General features: G+C 72.0%; 16 protein-coding genes and 2 pseudogenes. 9 read left to right on the forward strand and 9 right to left on the reverse strand.

Annotated elements, in window-relative coordinates:
• Nucleotides 1–157 precede the first annotated feature (157 nt).
• Nucleotides 158–1972, reverse strand: coding sequence for a phosphotransferase (locus tag AC1QRC_RS02115; RefSeq protein WP_484205206.1), 1815 nt, complete (start codon nucleotides 1970–1972; stop codon nucleotides 158–160).
• Between the two features lie 92 nt (nucleotides 1973–2064).
• On the opposite strand from AC1QRC_RS02115, the gene AC1QRC_RS02120 reads away from it, so the two are divergent.
• The 3 genes from AC1QRC_RS02120 to AC1QRC_RS02130 are packed head-to-tail and all read left to right on the forward strand — an operon-like array spanning nucleotide 2065 to nucleotide 4406.
• Nucleotides 2065–3138: a saccharopine dehydrogenase gene (locus AC1QRC_RS02120; RefSeq protein WP_484205207.1), complete on the forward strand. Its 1074-nt coding sequence runs from the start codon at nucleotides 2065–2067 to the stop codon at nucleotides 3136–3138.
• A 33-nt stretch (nucleotides 3139–3171) separates the two neighbouring features.
• The gene (locus AC1QRC_RS02125) at nucleotides 3172–3783 is read left to right on the forward strand and encodes a ClpP family protease (RefSeq protein WP_484205208.1); all 612 of its coding nucleotides are present in this window, start codon (nucleotides 3172–3174) and stop codon (nucleotides 3781–3783) included.
• The gene (locus AC1QRC_RS02130) at nucleotides 3780–4406 is read left to right on the forward strand and encodes a ClpP family protease (RefSeq protein WP_484205209.1); all 627 of its coding nucleotides are present in this window, start codon (nucleotides 3780–3782) and stop codon (nucleotides 4404–4406) included. The genes AC1QRC_RS02125 and AC1QRC_RS02130 overlap by 4 nt, the downstream gene beginning before the upstream one ends.
• Before the next feature lie 33 nt (nucleotides 4407–4439).
• Here AC1QRC_RS02130 and AC1QRC_RS02135 read toward each other — a convergent pair whose 3' ends face one another.
• Entirely contained in the window at nucleotides 4440–4778 is a 339-nt protein-coding gene (locus tag AC1QRC_RS02135; protein WP_484205210.1) for a helix-turn-helix domain-containing protein, read from the reverse strand.
• 145 nt (nucleotides 4779–4923) lie between these two features.
• Between AC1QRC_RS02135 and AC1QRC_RS02140 the strand changes: the two genes are divergently transcribed.
• Nucleotides 4924–5835: a helix-turn-helix domain-containing protein gene (locus tag AC1QRC_RS02140; protein ID WP_484205211.1), complete on the forward strand. Its 912-nt coding sequence runs from the start codon at nucleotides 4924–4926 to the stop codon at nucleotides 5833–5835.
• 142 nt (nucleotides 5836–5977) lie between these two features.
• Here the strand turns inward: AC1QRC_RS02140 and AC1QRC_RS02145 are convergent, their stop codons facing one another.
• Nucleotides 5978–6379: a VOC family protein gene (locus AC1QRC_RS02145; protein WP_484205212.1), complete on the reverse strand. Its 402-nt coding sequence runs from the start codon at nucleotides 6377–6379 to the stop codon at nucleotides 5978–5980.
• Between the two features lie 70 nt (nucleotides 6380–6449).
• Nucleotides 6450–7151 carry an NUDIX hydrolase gene (locus AC1QRC_RS02150; protein WP_484205213.1) on the reverse strand — a complete coding sequence of 234 codons (702 nt, stop codon included), beginning with the start codon at nucleotides 7149–7151 and terminating at the stop codon, nucleotides 6450–6452.
• A gap of 87 nt (nucleotides 7152–7238) precedes the next feature.
• On the opposite strand from AC1QRC_RS02150, the gene AC1QRC_RS02155 reads away from it, so the two are divergent.
• From AC1QRC_RS02155 to AC1QRC_RS02165, 3 genes are read left to right on the forward strand one after another with little or no spacing between them, the layout of a single operon-like run.
• Complete coding sequence (locus AC1QRC_RS02155; protein ID WP_484205214.1) at nucleotides 7239–8714, forward strand: ADP-ribosylglycohydrolase family protein; 1476 nt, start codon at nucleotides 7239–7241, stop codon at nucleotides 8712–8714.
• Nucleotides 8715–8738: 24 nt separating this feature from the next.
• Nucleotides 8739–9395 carry a nicotinamide riboside transporter PnuC gene (gene pnuC / locus AC1QRC_RS02160; RefSeq protein WP_484205215.1) on the forward strand — a complete coding sequence of 219 codons (657 nt, stop codon included), beginning with the start codon at nucleotides 8739–8741 and terminating at the stop codon, nucleotides 9393–9395.
• Nucleotides 9392–10384 (forward strand): AAA family ATPase, encoded by a 993-nt coding sequence (locus AC1QRC_RS02165; protein ID WP_484205216.1) that lies wholly within the window; start codon nucleotides 9392–9394, stop codon nucleotides 10382–10384. The genes pnuC and AC1QRC_RS02165 overlap by 4 nt, the downstream gene beginning before the upstream one ends.
• A 30-nt stretch (nucleotides 10385–10414) precedes the next feature.
• On the opposite strand, the gene xylB is transcribed toward AC1QRC_RS02165, so the two are convergent.
• The 5 genes and pseudogenes from xylB to AC1QRC_RS02190 all read right to left on the reverse strand — a co-directional run bounded on the left by xylB (nucleotide 10415) and on the right by AC1QRC_RS02190 (nucleotide 16563).
• Nucleotides 10415–11842 carry a xylulokinase gene (xylB, locus tag AC1QRC_RS02170; RefSeq protein WP_484205217.1) on the reverse strand — a complete coding sequence of 476 codons (1428 nt, stop codon included), beginning with the start codon at nucleotides 11840–11842 and terminating at the stop codon, nucleotides 10415–10417.
• Nucleotides 11843–11873: 31 nt separating this feature from the next.
• Nucleotides 11874–13364, reverse strand: a complete 1491-nt coding sequence (locus AC1QRC_RS02175) for a mannitol dehydrogenase family protein (protein WP_484205218.1) — start codon at nucleotides 13362–13364, stop codon at nucleotides 11874–11876.
• Nucleotides 13361–14254 (reverse strand): carbohydrate ABC transporter permease, encoded by an 894-nt coding sequence (locus AC1QRC_RS02180; RefSeq protein WP_484205219.1) that lies wholly within the window; start codon nucleotides 14252–14254, stop codon nucleotides 13361–13363. Before AC1QRC_RS02180 ends, AC1QRC_RS02175 begins: the two co-directional genes overlap by 4 nt.
• Nucleotides 14251–15198, reverse strand: coding sequence for a carbohydrate ABC transporter permease (locus AC1QRC_RS02185; RefSeq protein WP_484205220.1), 948 nt, complete (start codon nucleotides 15196–15198; stop codon nucleotides 14251–14253). The genes AC1QRC_RS02180 and AC1QRC_RS02185 overlap by 4 nt, the downstream gene beginning before the upstream one ends.
• Nucleotides 15195–16563: pseudogene (locus tag AC1QRC_RS02190) on the reverse strand (ABC transporter substrate-binding protein). The gene AC1QRC_RS02185 and the pseudogene AC1QRC_RS02190 overlap by 4 nt, the downstream one beginning before the upstream one ends.
• Before the next feature lie 218 nt (nucleotides 16564–16781).
• Here AC1QRC_RS02190 and AC1QRC_RS02195 point away from each other — a divergent pair.
• Both AC1QRC_RS02195 and AC1QRC_RS02200 read left to right on the forward strand, forming a co-directional pair.
• Nucleotides 16782–17390: pseudogene (locus AC1QRC_RS02195) on the forward strand (sugar-binding domain-containing protein); the annotation flags it as partial.
• 88 nt (nucleotides 17391–17478) lie between these two features.
• Entirely contained in the window at nucleotides 17479–17691 is a 213-nt protein-coding gene (locus tag AC1QRC_RS02200) for a sugar-binding domain-containing protein (protein WP_484205221.1), read from the forward strand.
• The last annotated feature ends 19 nt before the right edge of the window (nucleotides 17692–17710 follow it).

The raw sequence follows: 17710 nt of genomic DNA on the forward strand, positions 1-17710 counted from the left end.
GCCGGCTGACCGGAGACCAGGTGGCGGCCATCGTGCGGGCCGAGGTGGCCGAGCGCACGGAGGACCGCGGCAGAGTTCGACGGCCTGGGGCGCCAGGACCGTGCCGACCGCCTGCGGGCCGAGGCCGCGGCGATCGAGGCCGTCCTGGGGGCGTGAGTCACCACCCCTCCAGCAACACCCGGGTCACCACCGGCCCCTCCTGGGCCAACCAGTCGACGCGCCGGGTGATCACCGCGCCGACCCCCTGGTCCCACATCCGGCGCCAGCCCCCGCCGTAGATCCGCGCCCGGTGCTCCATCAGGTGCCAGGAGCGTCGGCTCCGTGCCGCGGCGAGCTCCACGAGCCGTTCCCGATCGTCCCGCCCCAGCCCGTAGGCGTCGGCGAAGACGCGGCACCGGGCGAACACCTCCTCGTCCGGCATCGCCGGCTCCCGGTCGTCGGGGTGCGTCAGCTGCCCCCAGTGCACCAGCGCGTTGGTCACCTCGAGCAGCCGGCTGGCCGGGCGGGCGAGGTCGAAGTCGATCAGCGCCGCGGCCACCCCGTCGCGAAAGACGACGTTCTCCGGGGTGATGTCCTGGTGCCCCAGCACCTCGTCCGGCTCCGTGACATCCGGTATGCCGTGGGGCAGCCCGGGCGTCTCCCACACCCCGTCGAGGGCGGGTGGGACGACGAACCCCTCCATCGCCCGGTGGTAGTCCCGCAGGAGCAGCGCGACCGACGCCACCCGCTCCCGGTCCCGGAACCATGTGGGGCGGGGACGGCCCGCGACCTCGCCCGGCAGGAACGACAGCACCTCCCGACCCTGACCATCGACCCCGAGGAAGCGCGGGGCGCCCCCGAATCCGGCGGCCTCCAGGTGCTGCAGGACGACCCGGACCAGCGGGGCGTGCGGGTCCCACGGACGTCGCACGGTGTCGCCGATGCGAACCAGCTCGTCGGTGACGTCGCCGCCGACCAGCAGCCGTGGCTCCGCTGCCGGGTCCGGCTCCGGGAAGACGGGCGGCTCGACGTCCGGCTCCACCCGGGCGGTGACGTCCAGCACCCGGTGCAGTGCCCCGAGGGTCAGCGGTTCGTCCAGGAACTCGGCGACCCACGCGGCGTTGTCGGCCCGCCCGGCGTCGTCCCGGGCCGTGAGCCACCGGCGGCACCCCTCCTCCAGGATGTGGCCGAGCTGGGCCACCGCCTGGGTGAAGTCCCCGAGGTCCCGGACCCGTCCGGGGCCGCCCGCGGTGAGGTACCCGGCATACAGGTCCGCCAGGCGGTCCTCTTCCTCCGCACCGAACTCCAGCAGCACCAGGGCCAGCTCCTGCGACGGGTCACCCGGCCCCGCGTTGTCCCAGTCGAAGACGCACAGGCTCCCGTCGGGCAACGCCCGCACGTTGTCGGCGAACAGGTCCAGGTGACACAGCTGCACCGGCGCGTAGGGCTGCGAGACTTCGGTGACCGCAGCCAGGTCGGGGTGCAGCGCCAACAGGCGGCCGGCGAACGGTGCACCCGCGGCCTGCAGGTCGCCCACCAGGTCTGCCCACCGTTGGACGGGCACCGGCTGGGCGAACCAGGGGTCGACCGGGCCGTCGGCCGGCAGGGCGAGCCGGTGCAGCGCCGCGACGAGCCGGCCGACGGCGACCGGGTCCAGGGTGCGGTTCGCCGGGGCCAGGTCGAGCCAGGTCAGGACCTGCACCGTGCCCCCCGCGACGTCGGCGACGACCTCCCCCTCCGGGGTCCGGACCACCTCCGGGGTGGGCACCCCCGCGGCCAGCACCCGGTCCTGCAGGTCGGCCTGCCGTGCCAGCGCGGCCCGGTCCACCCCTCCGGGTGACTCCTTCACCGCCCACGACCCGTCCGCGGTGTCCAGCCGCCGCACCACGCCGACCCGGCCGGGGACCGGGGCGCCGGTGAACCGGGCGCCGTCGCCGAGACCGAAACGCTGCGCCACCGCGCGGGCGCGCGCCTCCTCGACCCCGACGTCCATGTCCCCATTCAAGCCGCCATGATGGGACCACGTCACCCGATATCCCGGCTGATGCGACCGACGCGGACCACGTGCGGAAGGACGGTATGCCGATGGGCCGGCCCCACCTCTGGGTGCGCCACGAGGTGCGCAGCACCGAACGACGTTCGCCGGTGACGCCCGAGGACGTCGGGCGGCTCGTCGCGGCCGGGGCGGACGTCACCGTCGAGGAGTCCCCACAGCGGATCTTTCCGCTGGAGGAGTATGTCGCGGCCGGCGCCCGCACCGCTGCGTCGGGCAGCTGGGTCGAGGCTCCGGAGGACACCTACGTGCTGGGCCTCAAGGAGCTTCCCGCGGAGCCGGCGCGGTTGCGGCACCGGCACATCTACTTCGGCCACGCGTTCAAGGGTCAGGCGGAGGCGCCCGCCCTGTTGGAGCGCTTCCGGGCCGGCGGCGGGACGCTGCTCGACCTGGAGTACCTGGTGGACGACGGAGGCCGGCGGGTCGCCGCGTTCGGCTACTGGGCGGGCTACCTGGGAGCGGCACTGGGCGTGCTCCACCTGCGCGGCACCCTCCCGGCGCCGCTGACCCCCACGACGCGCGAGGACCTCGACGCCGCACTACGGTCGGGCGCTGACGAGACCATCCGGGTCCTGGTCACCGGCGCTCTCGGGAGGTCCGGGCGCGGGGCCGCCGACGCCCTGGCCGTCGCCGGCCTCGGCGCCACCGGGTGGGACCGCGCGCAGACCCGGGAGCTGGACCGCCCCGCGTTGCTCGACCACGACCTGCTGGTGCACTGCGTCCTGGCCACCACGCCGTCCCCGGCGTTCGTGCGACCGGAGGACGTCGCGGCGCAGGACCGGCGGTTGTCCCTGGTCGTGGACGTCACCTGCGACACGTCCTCCGAGCTCAACCTGCTGCCCGTCTACCGGGACCTGACGTCCTGGACCGAGCCGGTCCGCCGGGTCGCCGACGCCAGCGGCACGCGGCCGCCGGTGGACGTGATCGCGATCGACAACCTGCCCTCGCTGCTGCCCCTGGAGGCGAGCCGCACCTACTCGGCCGACCTGCTGCCGACCCTGCTGTCCCTGGTCGCCGAGGGCGTGGACTCCGCCGTGTGGGCGCGTGCGCGGGGCACCTTCGAGCAGGCGCTGACGGCGGTTTCTGCTCACGGCAGCAACGGCTAGGCCGATCCGTCGGGGGCGACGCACCGTGGAGCCATGGCTCCCGCAGAGACGACCCGACCGCCCGTTGATCCCACCCAGACCCGATTGCTCGACCAGCGCATCCTGCTGCTGGACGGGGAGTTGGACGACCGGGGCGGCACCCGCCTGACGGCGCAGTTGCTGCTGCTCTCCGGCGAGGACCCCCGCGCCGACATCAGCCTGTGGATCAACTCCCCCGGCGGCTCCGTCCCGGCCATGCTCTCGATCATGGACGCGATGCGGCTGGTGCCCAACGACGTGTCCACCCTCTCCCTGGGCATCGCCGCGAGCGCCGGTCAGTTCCTCCTGTCGGCGGGGACCCCGGGCAAGCGCTTCGCCCTGCCGCACAGCAAGATCCTGCTGCACCAGGGGTCCGCCGGCTTCGGTGGGACCGCGGTCGACATCGAGCTCCAGGCGGACGACCTGCGGCACACCCGCGACACCGTGCTGGGCCTGACTGCCGAGCACACCGGCCAGCCTGTCGAGCGGATCTTCGAGGACTCGCTGCGGGACCGCTGGTTCACCGCGGATCAGGCCCGCGACTACGGCATGGTGGACGCGGTCCTGGATTCCCTGGAGATGGTGCGGCCCCAGCGGAGCCTCGCCGGACTCGGGGGCCGGGCATGAGCAACTACCCGATCCCCAACGTCGTGGTCCAGCACCCGCGGGGTGACCGGGTCACCGACGTCTACAGCCATCTCCTCGGCGAACGGATCGTCTACCTCGGCACCGAGATCGATGACGGGGTGGCCAACACGGTGGTCGCCCAACTGCTCCACCTCGAGGCGGACCGACCCGAGGGCGAGATCAACCTCTACATCAACTCCCCCGGTGGGTCGCTGACCGCGACGCTCGCGATCTATGACGCGATGCAGTTCGTCCGCTCGCCCGTGGCGACGACCTGCCTCGGGCAGGCGGGCGCGACGGCCGGTCTGCTGCTGGCCGCCGGCTCTCCCGGCCTGCGCGGCGTCCTCCCGCACGCCCGGGTGATGCTGCACCAGCTGTCGGCGCAGAGCCGGGGCACCATCCCGGACCTGATCCTGGAGGCCGAGGAGGTGTCCCGGTTGCGCAACGAGGCCGAGCTGGTGCTGTCCCGGCACACCGGGCAGAGCGTCGAGCGGTTGCGTCACGACACCGACCGTGACCTGATCCTGACGCCCCAGGCGGCCGTGGACTACGGCATCGCCGACCACGTCGTCGCCTACCGCAAGGAGGTGGCCGCCCCCGACCCGGTCCCCGCACTCGGGTAGCCGGCGTGGCGCACAGGCGTGACGGCGTGCCGGTCAGGCTGCGGCGGCGAGCACGGACACGACGGGTCCGCTGCGGGGCGGAGCCGACACGAGCCGCAGCCCCCGGGCGGCCCGGAGGTCCCGGGCGGTCAGGTCCAGCACCTGGTCCAGGTCCAGGTGCAACGCCCCGGTGATGGCGGAGATCATCTCCGAGGACGGGTCCTTGCGGCCCCGCTCGACCTCCGAGAGGTATTGCGGGGAGATCCCGGCCCGTGCCGCCGCCTCGGTGAGGGTGAGCCCCCGGCGCTGCCGCATCCGCCGCAGCCTCCGACCGAGCACCTCCCGCCACAACGGGGGAGGCACCTCACGGCCGGGGACAGCGCGCTCCGTCATGGTCCGACCGTACCCCCGGACCTCCGCGCCCGCCCGGCTGTTCGCCGCAGGCGGACGTGCCCGCCGACCCCGGCACACGACATACGCCCGAGGGACACGCGCCGGGAGGTGTGCGTGCACGCCCCCATCACCCAAGATGGACCCCATGCACACTGACCGCTGGCGCCCGGCGGCCGCGCTGCGGGAGAGCCGGACCCGGGCTCGGATGACCCAGGAGGCGCTCGCGGAGGCCTCCGGCGTCAGCGTGCGCACCCTGCGCGGGTTGGAGAGTGGGCGCATCAGGAACCCGCACCGCCCGACCCTGCTCGCCCTCGCCGCGGGGCTGCGCCTGGACCAGCGGCAGACCAGCGAGATGGTCGACCTGTGGCGCCGCGACCCCACGATCCTGACCCTGCCGGACATGCTCGATCCGCGGGCCGATGTCGAGGCGATGATCGCCCGCTTCGGGGAGCGCAAGGAGGTCTTCTTCAGCGACGTCAGCTGGAGCACGCGGACCGTGATCGGGCCGGACCGGCTCATGGTCTATCGGGAGAGCCAGTTCGTGAAGACGGCCGTGGTCGACGGCGTGGACTCGATGATGTTCATCTTCGGCGGCGACCCGATGCTGGACGCCGACAAAGTCCGGGTGATCCCGCTGCGGGGCTGTGACCTGGGCGAGCTGATCCCGCTGCCGGAGACCAACGAGGTGCTCTTCTTCCTGGACCTGGGGCGCCCGCTCCAGGTCGGCGAGACCGTCTCACCCGCCTACGGCCTGGAGCTGGGCGACGCGCTGCTGCCCCCCGAGGAGTTGGCACGGCAGGGGATCGAGTTCGAGCCCTGCACCTGGGTGACGAGCACGCTGCGCACCCCGGTCGGCCACTTCCTGTCGGTCGTGGAGTTCCGGGATGTCGAGCCGCCCACCCGGGTGTGGCAGGTGACGGCGCGGGGTCCGCACGCGGAGCAGATCCACGTGAAGGACCTGGTCGTCGACCGGTTCGGCAGCGTCCACATGACCGCCGACAACGTGCCCGTGGGCACGCACGGCATCAAGTGGGAGTGGGACGGCGACCCCCACTAGGCCAAAGTTGCCGCCTATCTTGCCTGTTCTGCCGGGCCCGGGAATGGTGCGATAGACCCTGTCGGCGGCCCGCACCGTGCATGCGGAGGGGGATGCACGGCGCAGGTTGCCGTGGATCCGGACGCTTGCCGACACGATCCCATCAGGCGAAGAGGCAGAACGGGTGCCCCGCCGGGTCGAAGAGCACCCGGACATCGTCTTGGGGCTGGTGCTCGGCCAACCTCGCACCGCACTCCATCGCCCACGCCACGGACTCCTCGAGGTCGTCCACCCAGATATCCAGGTGCTGCGTGGCCCGCTGCCGCCCCTGCTCGCTGGGCCACACCGGCGGCTCGTGGACGCGCTCATACTCCAGGTTCACCGTGATCCGTCCGTGGTCACCCACCGTCCGCACCTGTGCCCAGCCCGCCTCCGGGGGCTCGCCCGGCCCGGGTGGCTCCGAGGCGGTGACTTCGGCGGACAATAGCCGCGCGTAGAACTCGGCGAGCTCCCGGGGCGCCGGGGACCCGATGGTCACGGAGGTCAGCTGGAGGCGTGGCGTCATCGGCCCAACCTACGGCTCCCGGCGACCGCCGCACTGGCGGCGACCACCACACTGCCGACGCCGAGCCCGTTCATCCCCGCCGCAGGACCGGCGGGTGGAGCTGCTCGGCCGGCCCTGCGACATACAGCTGGGCCGGGCGACCGCCCCCGCGGGTGGTGCGCTCCCCCGTCTCGCGCAGGAAGCCCTCGGCGTTCGTGACCTTGCGGTGGAAGTTGCGGGGGTCGATCCGGGTGCCCCACACGGCCTCATAGACCTCGCGCAGCTCCCCCACGGTGAAGTTCTCGCCGAGGAAGGCGGTGGCGAGGGTGGAGTACTCGAGCTTCGCCCGCGCCCGCTCCAGTCCGTCGCGCAGGATCTGGGCGTGGTCGAAGGCCAGGCGCAGACCCAGCGCCTCCTCCACCTCGACCCACCGGGCATCCGCCGCATCCGTGCCCGCCGCAGGCTCCGGGAGGTCGGCGCCAAGCGCGAGCCACGCGACACTGACCACCCGCATCCGCTCGTCCCGATCCGGGTCGCCGTAGGTGCGCAGCTGCTCGAGCCTAACGTCCCGGCGCCCGATCCCGCACTCCTCCTCCAGCTCCCGGTAGGCCGCGGCCTCGATGTCCTCCCGATCCCGGGTGAAGCCGCCGGGCAGCGCCCACTTGCCCTCCTCGGGCCACCTGCCCCGCCGGATCAGCAGCACGTGGAGGCGCCGGTCACGCAGCGTCAGCACGACCAGGTCGGCCGTGACGGCGAAGGGTGGGTAGGCCCTCGGGTCGTAGCTCTCGGACATGCCGCCACCCTACCTAGTAATCGTCAACTTGACGAATGTCGGTGGGTGATGCCATGCTTTATGTCACTTCGACGAAAAGGAGTCCGGATGAACGCATCCAAGACCGAGCACGACCGCGCCGCGGGCGTGCTGCTGACCCAGGCCGTGGGCGACGCCCTCGGCGTCCCCTACGAGTTCGCGGCACCCCCGGCGGGTGAGCCGCAGATGCTCGGCGGCGGGCTCGGCCCGTACGCCCCCGGCGAGTGGTCCGACGACACCCAGATGGCGGTGTGCATCGCGCAGGTCACCGCGACCGGCGCGGCCCTCGACGGCCCGGAGGGGCTGGACGCGGTGGCCGAGCGGTTCCTGGGGTGGCTCGATTCGCCCCCGGCCGACATCGGCGTCCAGACCAGCCAGGTGCTGCACACCGCCCGGCCCGGCACCGGCTCACCCGCCGAACGCCTCACCGCCGCGGCCCGCGACCTGCACCAGCGCACCGGCCGCACCGCCGGCAACGGCGCCCTGATGCGCACCGGAGTCGTGGGGCTCACCCGGGTCAGCGACCGGGCGGCCACCGCCCGCGCGGCTCGCGCCGTCGCCGAGCTGACCCACGCGGACCCGCTGGCCGGGGACTCCTGTGTGCTCTGGGCCGAGGCGATCCGGGTCGCGGTCACCGAGGCCCGCCTCGACCTGGCCGGCGGGCTCGATCTCCTCCCCGCCGACCGCCGCGCCCAGTGGGCCACCTGGATCGAGGAGGCGCAGGACCGGGCGCCGCAGACGTTCCGCGCGAACGGCTTCACGGTGACCGCACTGCAGGCCGCCTGGTCGGCGATCACCCACACCGCCTCCGACGCCAGCGGACCGGACCACGTCCGCGCCGCCCTCACCGCCGCCGTCCAGATCGGCCACGACACGGACACCGTGGCGGCCATCGCCGGTGCGCTGCTCGGCGCGCGCTACGGCGCCTCGGCCGTCCCCTTCGAGTGGAGCCGACGGGTGCACGGCTGGCCCGGCCTGCGTGCGAGCGACCTGGTGTCTCTGGCCTCCCGCACCCACCGCGGCGGTCAGGACGACCCGCAGGGCTGGCCCTCGATCGCCGAGCTGGACTACGGGCGCCTGCGCCGGCTGGCGGCGCCGCACCCCCACGACGACCAGGTGCTCCTGGGCACCGTCGCCGACCTGGAGCACCTCGACGAGCTCGGCGTGGACGCGGTCGTCTCGCTGTGCCGCCTCGGCACCGCGCAGCTCCCCCCGACCTCCCGTGTCGCACCGCAGGACCACACCGTGGTGTGGCTGATCGACCACGAGGACCCGGACCACAACCAGCACCTGGACTGGGTGCTCGCCGACGCGGCCCGCGCGGTCCACCAGTTGCGCAGCGAAGGCCGTCGGGTGCTCCTGCACTGCGTCGCCGCACAGCACCGCACCCCGTCGGTCGCGCTGCGCTATGCCCGGCTCCTGGGCCACCACGGGCCCGAGACCGCCGACCGGATCGCCGCCGCGGTCGGCTACGACCCCACCGGCCTGCTCTGGGACACCGCCCGGCGGGGCACCGCCGGTGACCCGCCCCCCGCCGCCAGCTGACGGCATACCAGGAAGGAGCCCCCCATGCACTGGACCGAGATCGCCGGCTTCGCCACCGGTGGGCTGTGCGTCTGGCTGGTCGTCCGGCAGAACATCTGGACCTTCCCGGTCGGCATCGCCAACAACATCTTCTTCATCGTGCTCTTCCTGCGCGTCGGCCTCTACGCCGAGGTCGGTCTGCAATTTGTCTACATCGTGCTCGGGCTGCTCGGCTGGTACTGGTGGCTGCGTGGTGGGCCGGACCGCAGTCGCCTGGTCGTCCGCGCCACCCCGGCGTGGGTGTGGCCGGTGGCGCTGGCCGTGATCGTCGGCGGCACGCTGGCGCTGTGCTGGCTGCTGACCACGCACACCGACTCCACGGTCGCCGGGTGGGACGCACTCACGACCACGATGAGCCTGGTCGCCCAGCTCATGCTGAGCCGCAAGTGGATCGGCAACTGGCTGGTGTGGATCGCCGCCGACGTCATCTACATCGGGCTCTACGCCGCCAAGGGGCTGTGGCTGACGAGCGTGCTGTATGCCGTGTTCCTCACCATGTGCCTGATCGGCCTGCGGCAGTGGCGGGCCGCACGGGCGGCGGAGCTGGCCGAGTCAGACCTGACCGCGTCAGACGGCGCCGAGCCAGACGGCGCCGTGCCGGTGGACGCGCTCCCCGGGGCCACGGAGGCGGTGCGGCCATGAGCCGGAGGTTCCGCCACGGGCTGGTGCTGGGCAAGTTCTACCCCTTCCACGCCGGGCACCAGCTGCTGATCCGCACCGCTAGTGCCCTGTGCGAACGACTCACCGTGCAGGTGCTGGCCAACTCGGCCGAGACGATCCCGCTGGAGGTCCGCGTCGCCTGGATCCGCGAGGAGCACCCCGAGGTCACCGTCGTCGGCGGGATGGACGAGGCCGAGGTCGACTTCGACTCGCCCGCCGCCTGGGACGCGCACATGGAGGTGATCGAGGCGCTGTTGGACGCCCCGGTCGACGCGGCCTTCACCTCCGATGCGTACGGCGCGGAGCTGGCCCGGCGCCTCGGCGCCACGTGGGTGCAGGTCAACCCGGGCCGGACCGGGATGCCGGTGTCGGGGACTGCCGTCCGAGCAGACGTCGCCGGCTACTGGTGGGCCCTGCCCGCGCCCGTCCGCGCCTGGCTCACGCGCCGGGTCGTGGTGCTCGGCGCGGAGTCCACCGGCACGACCACCCTCTCCCGCGACCTGGCACACGCACTCGGCTGCGGGTGGGTCGCCGAGTTCGGCCGGCAGTGGTCGGCACAGCGCCCCGGCGGACTGGGGGCGCCGTGGCACACCGCCGAGTTCGACCTGGTCGCCCGGGAGCAGGCACGGGCCGAGGACCAGGCCGCACGGCAGACCCCCGTGCCGTTCCTCGTCTGCGACACCGACGTCCTGGCCACGACCGTCTGGCACGAACGCTATGTCGGCTCCCGCTCCGGCACCGTCGAGGCGCTCGCCGCGGCACGGCAGCCGAGCCTGTACGTGCTGACCTCCGACGACATCCCGTTCGTCCAGGACGGTCTCCGCGACGGCGAACACCTACGGGGCTGGATGACCCAGCGCTTCCGGGAGGTCCTCGACACCCAGCCCGTGCCGTGGATCGAGGTGTCCGGCGGCCGCCAGGAGCGACTCACCGAGGCACTCGCCGCGACCGCATCACCTGCTCGTTTCTGAGGGACGCGCGACGCCGGGTCCCAGCACAGATCAGGGCGTTGCCACCCCGTGCACGGTGCGCAGCAGCTCCTGGTAGCGACCGGTGATCTCGGTCGCCTGCGCGGCGCTCCCCGTCTCCTCGGTGGCCGACTCACTCACCGCCATCGGCCACCGTGGCGGGTCGGGGGTCTGTGTCAGTGCCCAGGCGGCCTGGCGGGCGGCGCCGAGCGCGACGTACTCCTGGGCCGGGGGCACCACCACCGGCACCCCGAAGAGGTGGGAGGCGACCTGTTGCACGGCCGTCGACGCGCTGGCGCCGCCGATCAGCAGCACCCGTTCGACGGCTGCACTCTGCTCGCGCAGGGCGCCGACCCCCGCGACCAGGTTGAGCAGCATCCCCTCGACCGCGGCGCGGGCGAGGTTCTCCGGGGTGGCGTTCGTGCGGGTCAGCCCGCTCAGTGTGCCGGTGGCACCGGGCAGGTCGGGGGTGCGCTCCCCGTCCAGGTACGGCAGCAGGACGAGACCGCCGGCACCGGGGTCGGCCGCCAGCGCGAGGCGGTCCAGCCCGGCCAGGTCCACCCCCAGCATGCTCGCCGCAGCCGTCAGGACCCGGGCCGCGTTGAGGGTGCACATCAGCGGCAGGTAGGCGCCGGTCGCGTCGGCGAAGCCGGCCACGGCGCCCGTCGGGTCCTGCGGGCAGGTGTCGGAGGTGGTGAACACCGTGCCGCTGGTGCCCAGCGAGACCGCCACGTCCCCGCTGACTAACCCCAGGCCCAACCCGGCGCCCATGTTGTCGCCGGTGCCTGCCGCCACGAGCAGGCCGCCCCCCGTGGTGCCGGCGGCCTCGCTGGGGCCCAGCACCCGGGGCACCCCGAACTCCCGTCCCAGGGCCCGCCGCATGACGTCGGTGTCGTACTCCCCGGCGCTGGAGGACCAGTAGCAGGTCCCCGACGCGTCACCGCGGTCGGTGGTCCACCCCGTGAAGCCGCCCTCCTCCTGCAGGATCCGTCCGGTCAGCCAGTCGTGCGGCAGCACCACGGTGGCGGTGCGCCCGGCGTTCTCCGGCTCGTGCTCGGCCATCCAACGGAGCTTCGTGGCTGTCATGCTGGCGACGGGAACGACCCCGATGCGCTCGGCCCAGGCCTGCGCCCCGCCGAGCTCGGTGACCAGGTCGGTGGCGGCACCCGAGGAGCGGGTGTCGTTCCACAGCAACGCGTCGCGGACGACCACACCGTCCTCATCGAGCGCCACCATCCCGTGCTGCTGGCCGCCCACGGCGACCGCGGCGACCCCGTCGAGGAGCCCGTCGGCCACCGCGTCCTGGTAGGCCTCCCACCAGCGGTCGGGGTGCACCTCCGTGCCGTCGGGGTGCGCGGCACGACCCTGCCGGACGACCTCCCCGGTGTCGGCGTCGACGACGACGACCTTGCAGGACTGGGTGGAACTGTCGACTCCGGCGACCAGGTGGCGATCCGTCACCGGGGCCTCCATCCTCACGTGTCGGGGCCCGTCATCGGCGGACCAGTGCCTCTACCGTGGCGCGGGCGCCACGGGAGTGCAAGGACTCCAGAGCCGCGGCGTATGCCGTGGTGAACCGTTCGTGCTCGACCAGGTCGCCGAACAGGTCGGGGTCCCGCAGGAACGCCAGGGGGTCCTCCTGCTGACGGGCCGCGGCGGCCATGACCCGGTCCTTGAGCCGGTCCACCACCTCGATGGGCTCACCCTGCTCATCGCGCCCCTCGGCATACCGGGCCCATGAGGCGACCACCAGAGCGGCGTACTCGACCGACCCCCCGTGGGCGAGGTTCTCCCGGATCACCGGGACCAACCACTTGGGGATCCGGTCACTGCTCTCCGCGCAGAGCCGCGCCAGGGTGTCGCGGACCTCGGGGTTGGCGAACCGCTCGATGAGGGTGTGCCGGTAGGCGTCCAGGTCGGTATCGGGCACCGGCGGCAGGGTGGGCGCACCCTCGGTCGCCATGTAGCCGTGCAGGAAGTCGACGAACAGGGGGTCCTGGCACACCTCGTGGGCGTAGCGGTAGCCGGACAGGTAGCCGACATAGCACAGGGCCTGGTGGCTGGAGTTGAGCATCCGCAACTTCATCAACTCGAACGGGACGACGTCCTCCACGATCTGCACGCCGACGTCCTCGTAGGCCGGACGGCCGGCGGTGAAGTGGTCCTCCAGCACCCACTGGGTGAACGGCTCGCAGACGACCGGCCACCCATCGGCCACCCCGAACTCCTCGGCCAACAGGGAGGTGTCCTCCTCGGCGGTGACCGGTGTGATCCGGTCCACCATGCAGTTCGGGAACGCGACGTGCTGGTCCATCCAGTCCGCCAGGTCCGGGTCCTTGAGCCGGGCGAACGCGGTGATCATCTTGCGGGCCACGTCCCCGTTCCCGGGCAGGTTGTCGCAGGAGTTCACGGTGAACGGTGGGGTCCCGGCCTCCCGGCGCGCGGCCAGCGCCGCGACGATGAACCCGAACGCGGTGCTCGGCGTCGCCCCCTCCTGCAGGTCCTGCTGGATCCCGGGGTCGCTGGGGTCGAACTCCCCGGTGACCTGGTTGACCAGGTAGCCGCCCTCGGTGATGGTCAGCGACACGATCCCGGTGGCCGGGTCGGTCATCACGTCCAGCACGGCCTGCGGGTCCTCGGGGGCGAAGATCATCCGCCGGATCGAGCCGATCACGCGGGGCTCGCGCAGGCCGTCCGGGTGCTTCACGATCAGGGTGTAGAGACCGTCCTGGGCGTTCAGCGTGTCGACGATCCGCCGGTCGTGCGGCAGCACCCCGATGCCGCAGATGCCCTGGTCGAGGGCCTTCCCCTCGTTCATCAGGGCATCCAGGTACATCGCCTGGTGGGCACGGTGGAAGCCGCCGACGCCGAAGTGGACGATGCCAGTGCTCACCGCGGCGGGATCGTATGCCGGCACCGCCACCCGGTCGTCCAGGTCACCCAGGGTGGTCAGGGACAGGGCGGAGGGTGCGGCGTCACTCACTTCACGGCTCCCATCGACAGACCCTGCACCAACTTGTCCTGGGCGGCGAACCCCGCCGCCAGCACCGGCAGCGACACCACCAGGGAGGCGGCGCAGACCTGCGCCAGGAACAGCCCCTGGCTGGTGACGAACCCGGTGAGGAACACCGGCGCCGTCCCGGCCACCGTACCGGTCAGCACCCGGGCCAGCAGCAGCTCGTTCCAGCTGAAGATGAAGCAGATCAGCGCGGCCGAGGCCAGGCCGGGCATGACGACCGGGGCGATGATCGAGCGGAGCGTGCGGATCAGGCCCGCCCCGTCCACCTGCGCGGCCTCCAGCATCTCCGCGGGGACCTCCGCCAGGAAGGACTGCAGCATCCAGATCGCGATCGGCAGGTTCATCGAGGTGTAGAGGATGATCAGCAACCAGATCGTGTCCAGCAGCTTGAACTGCTGGGCGAAGATGTAGATCGGGAGCAGGCCGGCCACGATCGGCAGCATCTTGGTGGACAGGAAGAAGAACATCACGTCCGTCCACTTCTTCACCGGCCGGATCGACAGGGCGTAGGCGGCGGGGAAGGCCAGCAGCAGCACCAGGATGGTGGAGACGACGCTGGCGGTCAGCGAGTTCAGCAGCGGCGGCCACGGGTTGGCCCCGAAGAACGAGCGGTAGCCCTCCAGGCTGAACGGCGCGAACCAGCTCGGTGGGTTGGTGGCGGCGTCGGTCTCGGAGTGGAAGGAGGTGAGCACCATCCACAGCACCGGCGCCACGAACAGCAGCCCGACCACCCAGGCCAGCAGGGTCAGCAGCCGGTTGTTGCGGGGGCCCTGGGGCTTGCCCACCTTGGCCAGGTGCGCGGCGGTGGCGGCGTCCGGGTCCAGGGCCGGCGCGCTCGTGCTCTGGTCGCTCATCGGGACTCCTCCTTGAACAGGGTGAACACGGTGCGCAGCGCCGCCATCGCGATGATCAGCGTGCCCAGCACCACGACCACACCCGCGGCGGACGCCCGGCCGTAGTCCTGGGCGGTGTAGAAGGTCTGGTAGATGAAGTAGGGCAGGTTCGCGGTGCCGAGACCGCCCGAGGTGATGGTGAAGACGTGGTCGAAGTTCTGCACCACGTAGATGGCGCCCAGCAGCCCCGACAGCTCGATGTACTGGCGCAGGTGGGGCAGCGTCATGTGGCGGAAGATCTGCCAGGAGCTGGCGCCGTCGATGCGGGCGGCCTCCACGACGTCCAGCGGCCGGGACTGCAGCCCCGCCAGCAGGATGAGCATCATGAACGGGGTCCACTGCCAGACCAGCGAGACGATGATCGCCCACAGGGGGTTGTTGGTGATCCAGTCCGGTTGCGGGGCGTTCTCCCCGAACACCGTCGTGAGCAACCCGTTGAAGAGGCCGTACTCGGGGTTGTAGAGCGCGTGCTTCCACAGCAGAGCCGCCGCCACCGGCACCACGAGGAACGGGGTGATCATCATCGTCCGGACGATGCCGCGGCCCAGGAACTTGCGGTCCAGCAGCATCGCGATCAGCAGGCCCAGGACCAGTGAGATCAGCACCACCGCCACGGTGAGCATGATGGTGACGAACACCGCCTGGCGGGTGTTGGTGTCGGTGAAGACCCGGGCGAAGTTGGCGAACCCGGCGAACCCGCGCTCGTCGGGGTAGTAGGCGTTCCAGTTCATGAACGAGATGACCAGGGTGGCCGCGAACGGCAACTGGGTCATCACGATCACGAAGATCAGCGCCGGCAGCAGCGGCGCCCGGCGGGCCCAGTCGCCCGCCTTGCGCAGGGCCGGCGACTCGGCGGTCGGCGCCCCGCCCGGGGGTTTGGTGGCCGCGGCGGTGTCGGTGCTCATTCGGATGCCTCCCGGGACAGGTAGCGCTCGGCGACGTCGCTGGCCAGGTCCTGACCCCGCTCCAACGCGTCCTCGACGGACATCCGTCCGGCGATGGCGCTGCTGACGTCCTGACTGACCTGGGTCCCCAGGTCGGGGAACTCCGGGATGCCGACGAACTGGATGCCGATAGCGGGCCGGGGCTGCACCCCCGGGTTGGTCGGGTCAGCTGCCTCGATGGCGGACTTGGTCGGCTCCGCGAAGGCGCTGGCGACCTCAAGGTAGTCGGGGTTGTCGTAGGTGGAGGCCCGCTTGCCGGCCGGCACACTGGCCCAGCCGATCTCCTCGCCGACCAACTCCTCGTACTCCTTGCTGGACGCCCAGGAGACGAACTGCCAGGCCGCGTCCTGCTTCTCGCTCGCGGCCTGGATACCCCACGACCACGAGTAGAGCCAGCCGGCACTCTCGGTCTCGACGACCGGCGCCGCGACATACCCGATCTTGCCCTGGACGGGTGAGCCGTCGGCCTCCAGCGTGCCCGCGGCCGCGGTGGAGTCGTACCACATGGCGACACTGCCCTGGGTGAGGTTGTTCAGGCACTCGGTGTAGCCGGCCTGCGGGGCACCCGAGGGGCCGTAGTCGTTGACCAGGTCCACATAGAAGTTAACCGCCTCGGTGAACTCCGGGGCGTCGACCTGGGCCTGCCAGTCCTCGGTGAACCAGGTGCCGCCGAAGGTGTTCACCACGGTCGTCAGCGGGGCGAAGATCTGCCCCCACCCGGGCTGGCCCCTCAGACAGATGCCCGACATCCCCGGCTCCGCACCGTCCAACGCCTCGGCGAGCTCGCGCACCTCGGGCCAGGTGGGCCGCTCGGAGACGGTGAGACCCAGCTCCTCGGTCAGGTCCTTGCGGTACATCAGGAAGGAGGACTCGCCGTAGAACGGCTGGCCATAGATCTGGTCCTCGTAGGACAGCGAGGTCTGCATCGGGGCCAGGATGTCCTCCTGGTCGAAGTCGGGGTCTGCGGCGATGAAGTCGTCCATCGGGGCGACCCAGCCGGCGCCCGGCGTAGATCGGGATCTCGAAGTTGCTCAGCGAGGCGACGTCGTACTGCCCCGCTTGGCTGGAGAACTCCTGGCTGATCTTGTCCCGCACGTCGTTCTCCGGCAGGACGGTGAAGTTGACGCTGATCCCGGTCTCGGCCGTGAAGTGCTCGGCGGTGAGTCGTTGCAGGTCGATCATCTGGGGGTTGTTGACCATCAGCACGTTGATCGTGTTGGGTCCTCCTCCCCCGATCCCGCCGCCGCCCCAGCCGGCGCAGGACGTCAGTCCCAGCGCGGCCCCGGCCACGGCGGCCACCACGGTCACCCGACGTCGTCGGCGCATGCCACTCCTTACGTCCAGGAGATCTCCGCCGTGACAGTGGCGACCTCACCGTTGAGAGTTGCTCATCTGAGCGAGGATGAGCCACATATGAGTAAACTGCCGATGTCGTAGCGTGTCAATAGCCGTCCCGGCGTTGCGCGGCGGCGTCCGGTTCGTGACAAGGAATGTCAGGAGGTGGGCTCGTGAGCCCCAGCCAGGGACCCGCCGAGTTGGTGCTCATGGCGGCCGTCGCGCGGCACCACTACCTTGAGGGTCGCTCGAAGGTGCAGATTGCCGACGACCTGGGCCTGAGCCGGTTCAAGGTCGCGCGCCTGCTGGACGCCGCACGGGAGTGCGGCCTGGTCCGGATCGAGATCGGACAGGTCGACGGGCTGGACCTGGACCTCTCTGCCCGCCTCCAGGAGGCGTTCGGCCTGACGCACTGCGCGGTGCACAGCACCCGCGGTGCGGGCGCCGGGGAGTCCAGGACGGTCCTGGGTCGCACCGCCGCCCGCCTGCTCGCCGAGATCCTGCGACCCTCCGACGTGCTCGGCCTGCCCTGGTCCCGCTCGGTCCTGGCGATGACCGAGCACCTCACCGATCTGCCCCAGGTCAAGGTGGTGCAGCTGACCGGCGCCATGGAGGTCGCCGGGATCGACGCCAGCGCGGTCGACATCGTGCGCCGGATCTCCCAGGTCTCCGGTGGCGCCAGCTCGATCTTCCACGCCCCGTTCGCCCTGGACGACGCGCAGAGCGCCACGGCGATCCGTCGCCAGGCCTCCGTCCGCCAGGGGCTGGCAGAAATCGACACGGTCACCCACGCCGCCGTCGGTGTCGGCGCCTGGGCCGACGGCCTCTCGAGCATCTACGCGGTGGCCACCGCGGAGGAGCGGGCCGACCGCGGCGGCCGAGGACGTCATCGGGGAGGTGTCCGGTGTGCTCTTCGACGCCTCCGGGGCGCCGGTCACCAACAGCCTCTCCGACCGGCTCATCACGCTGTCTGCCGAGCAGCTCGTGTCCATCCCCGACGTCGTCGCCATCGCCGTCGGCCGTGACAAGGCCGACGCCGTCCGCGCCGCCCTCCACGGCCACCTCATCAACGGACTGGTCACCGACGATGCCCTGGCCTCCGCCCTCCTCCCCACCTGACCGGACGCGCGACCTGGCG

It is taken from the genome of Ornithinicoccus sp. (assembly GCF_057176825.1).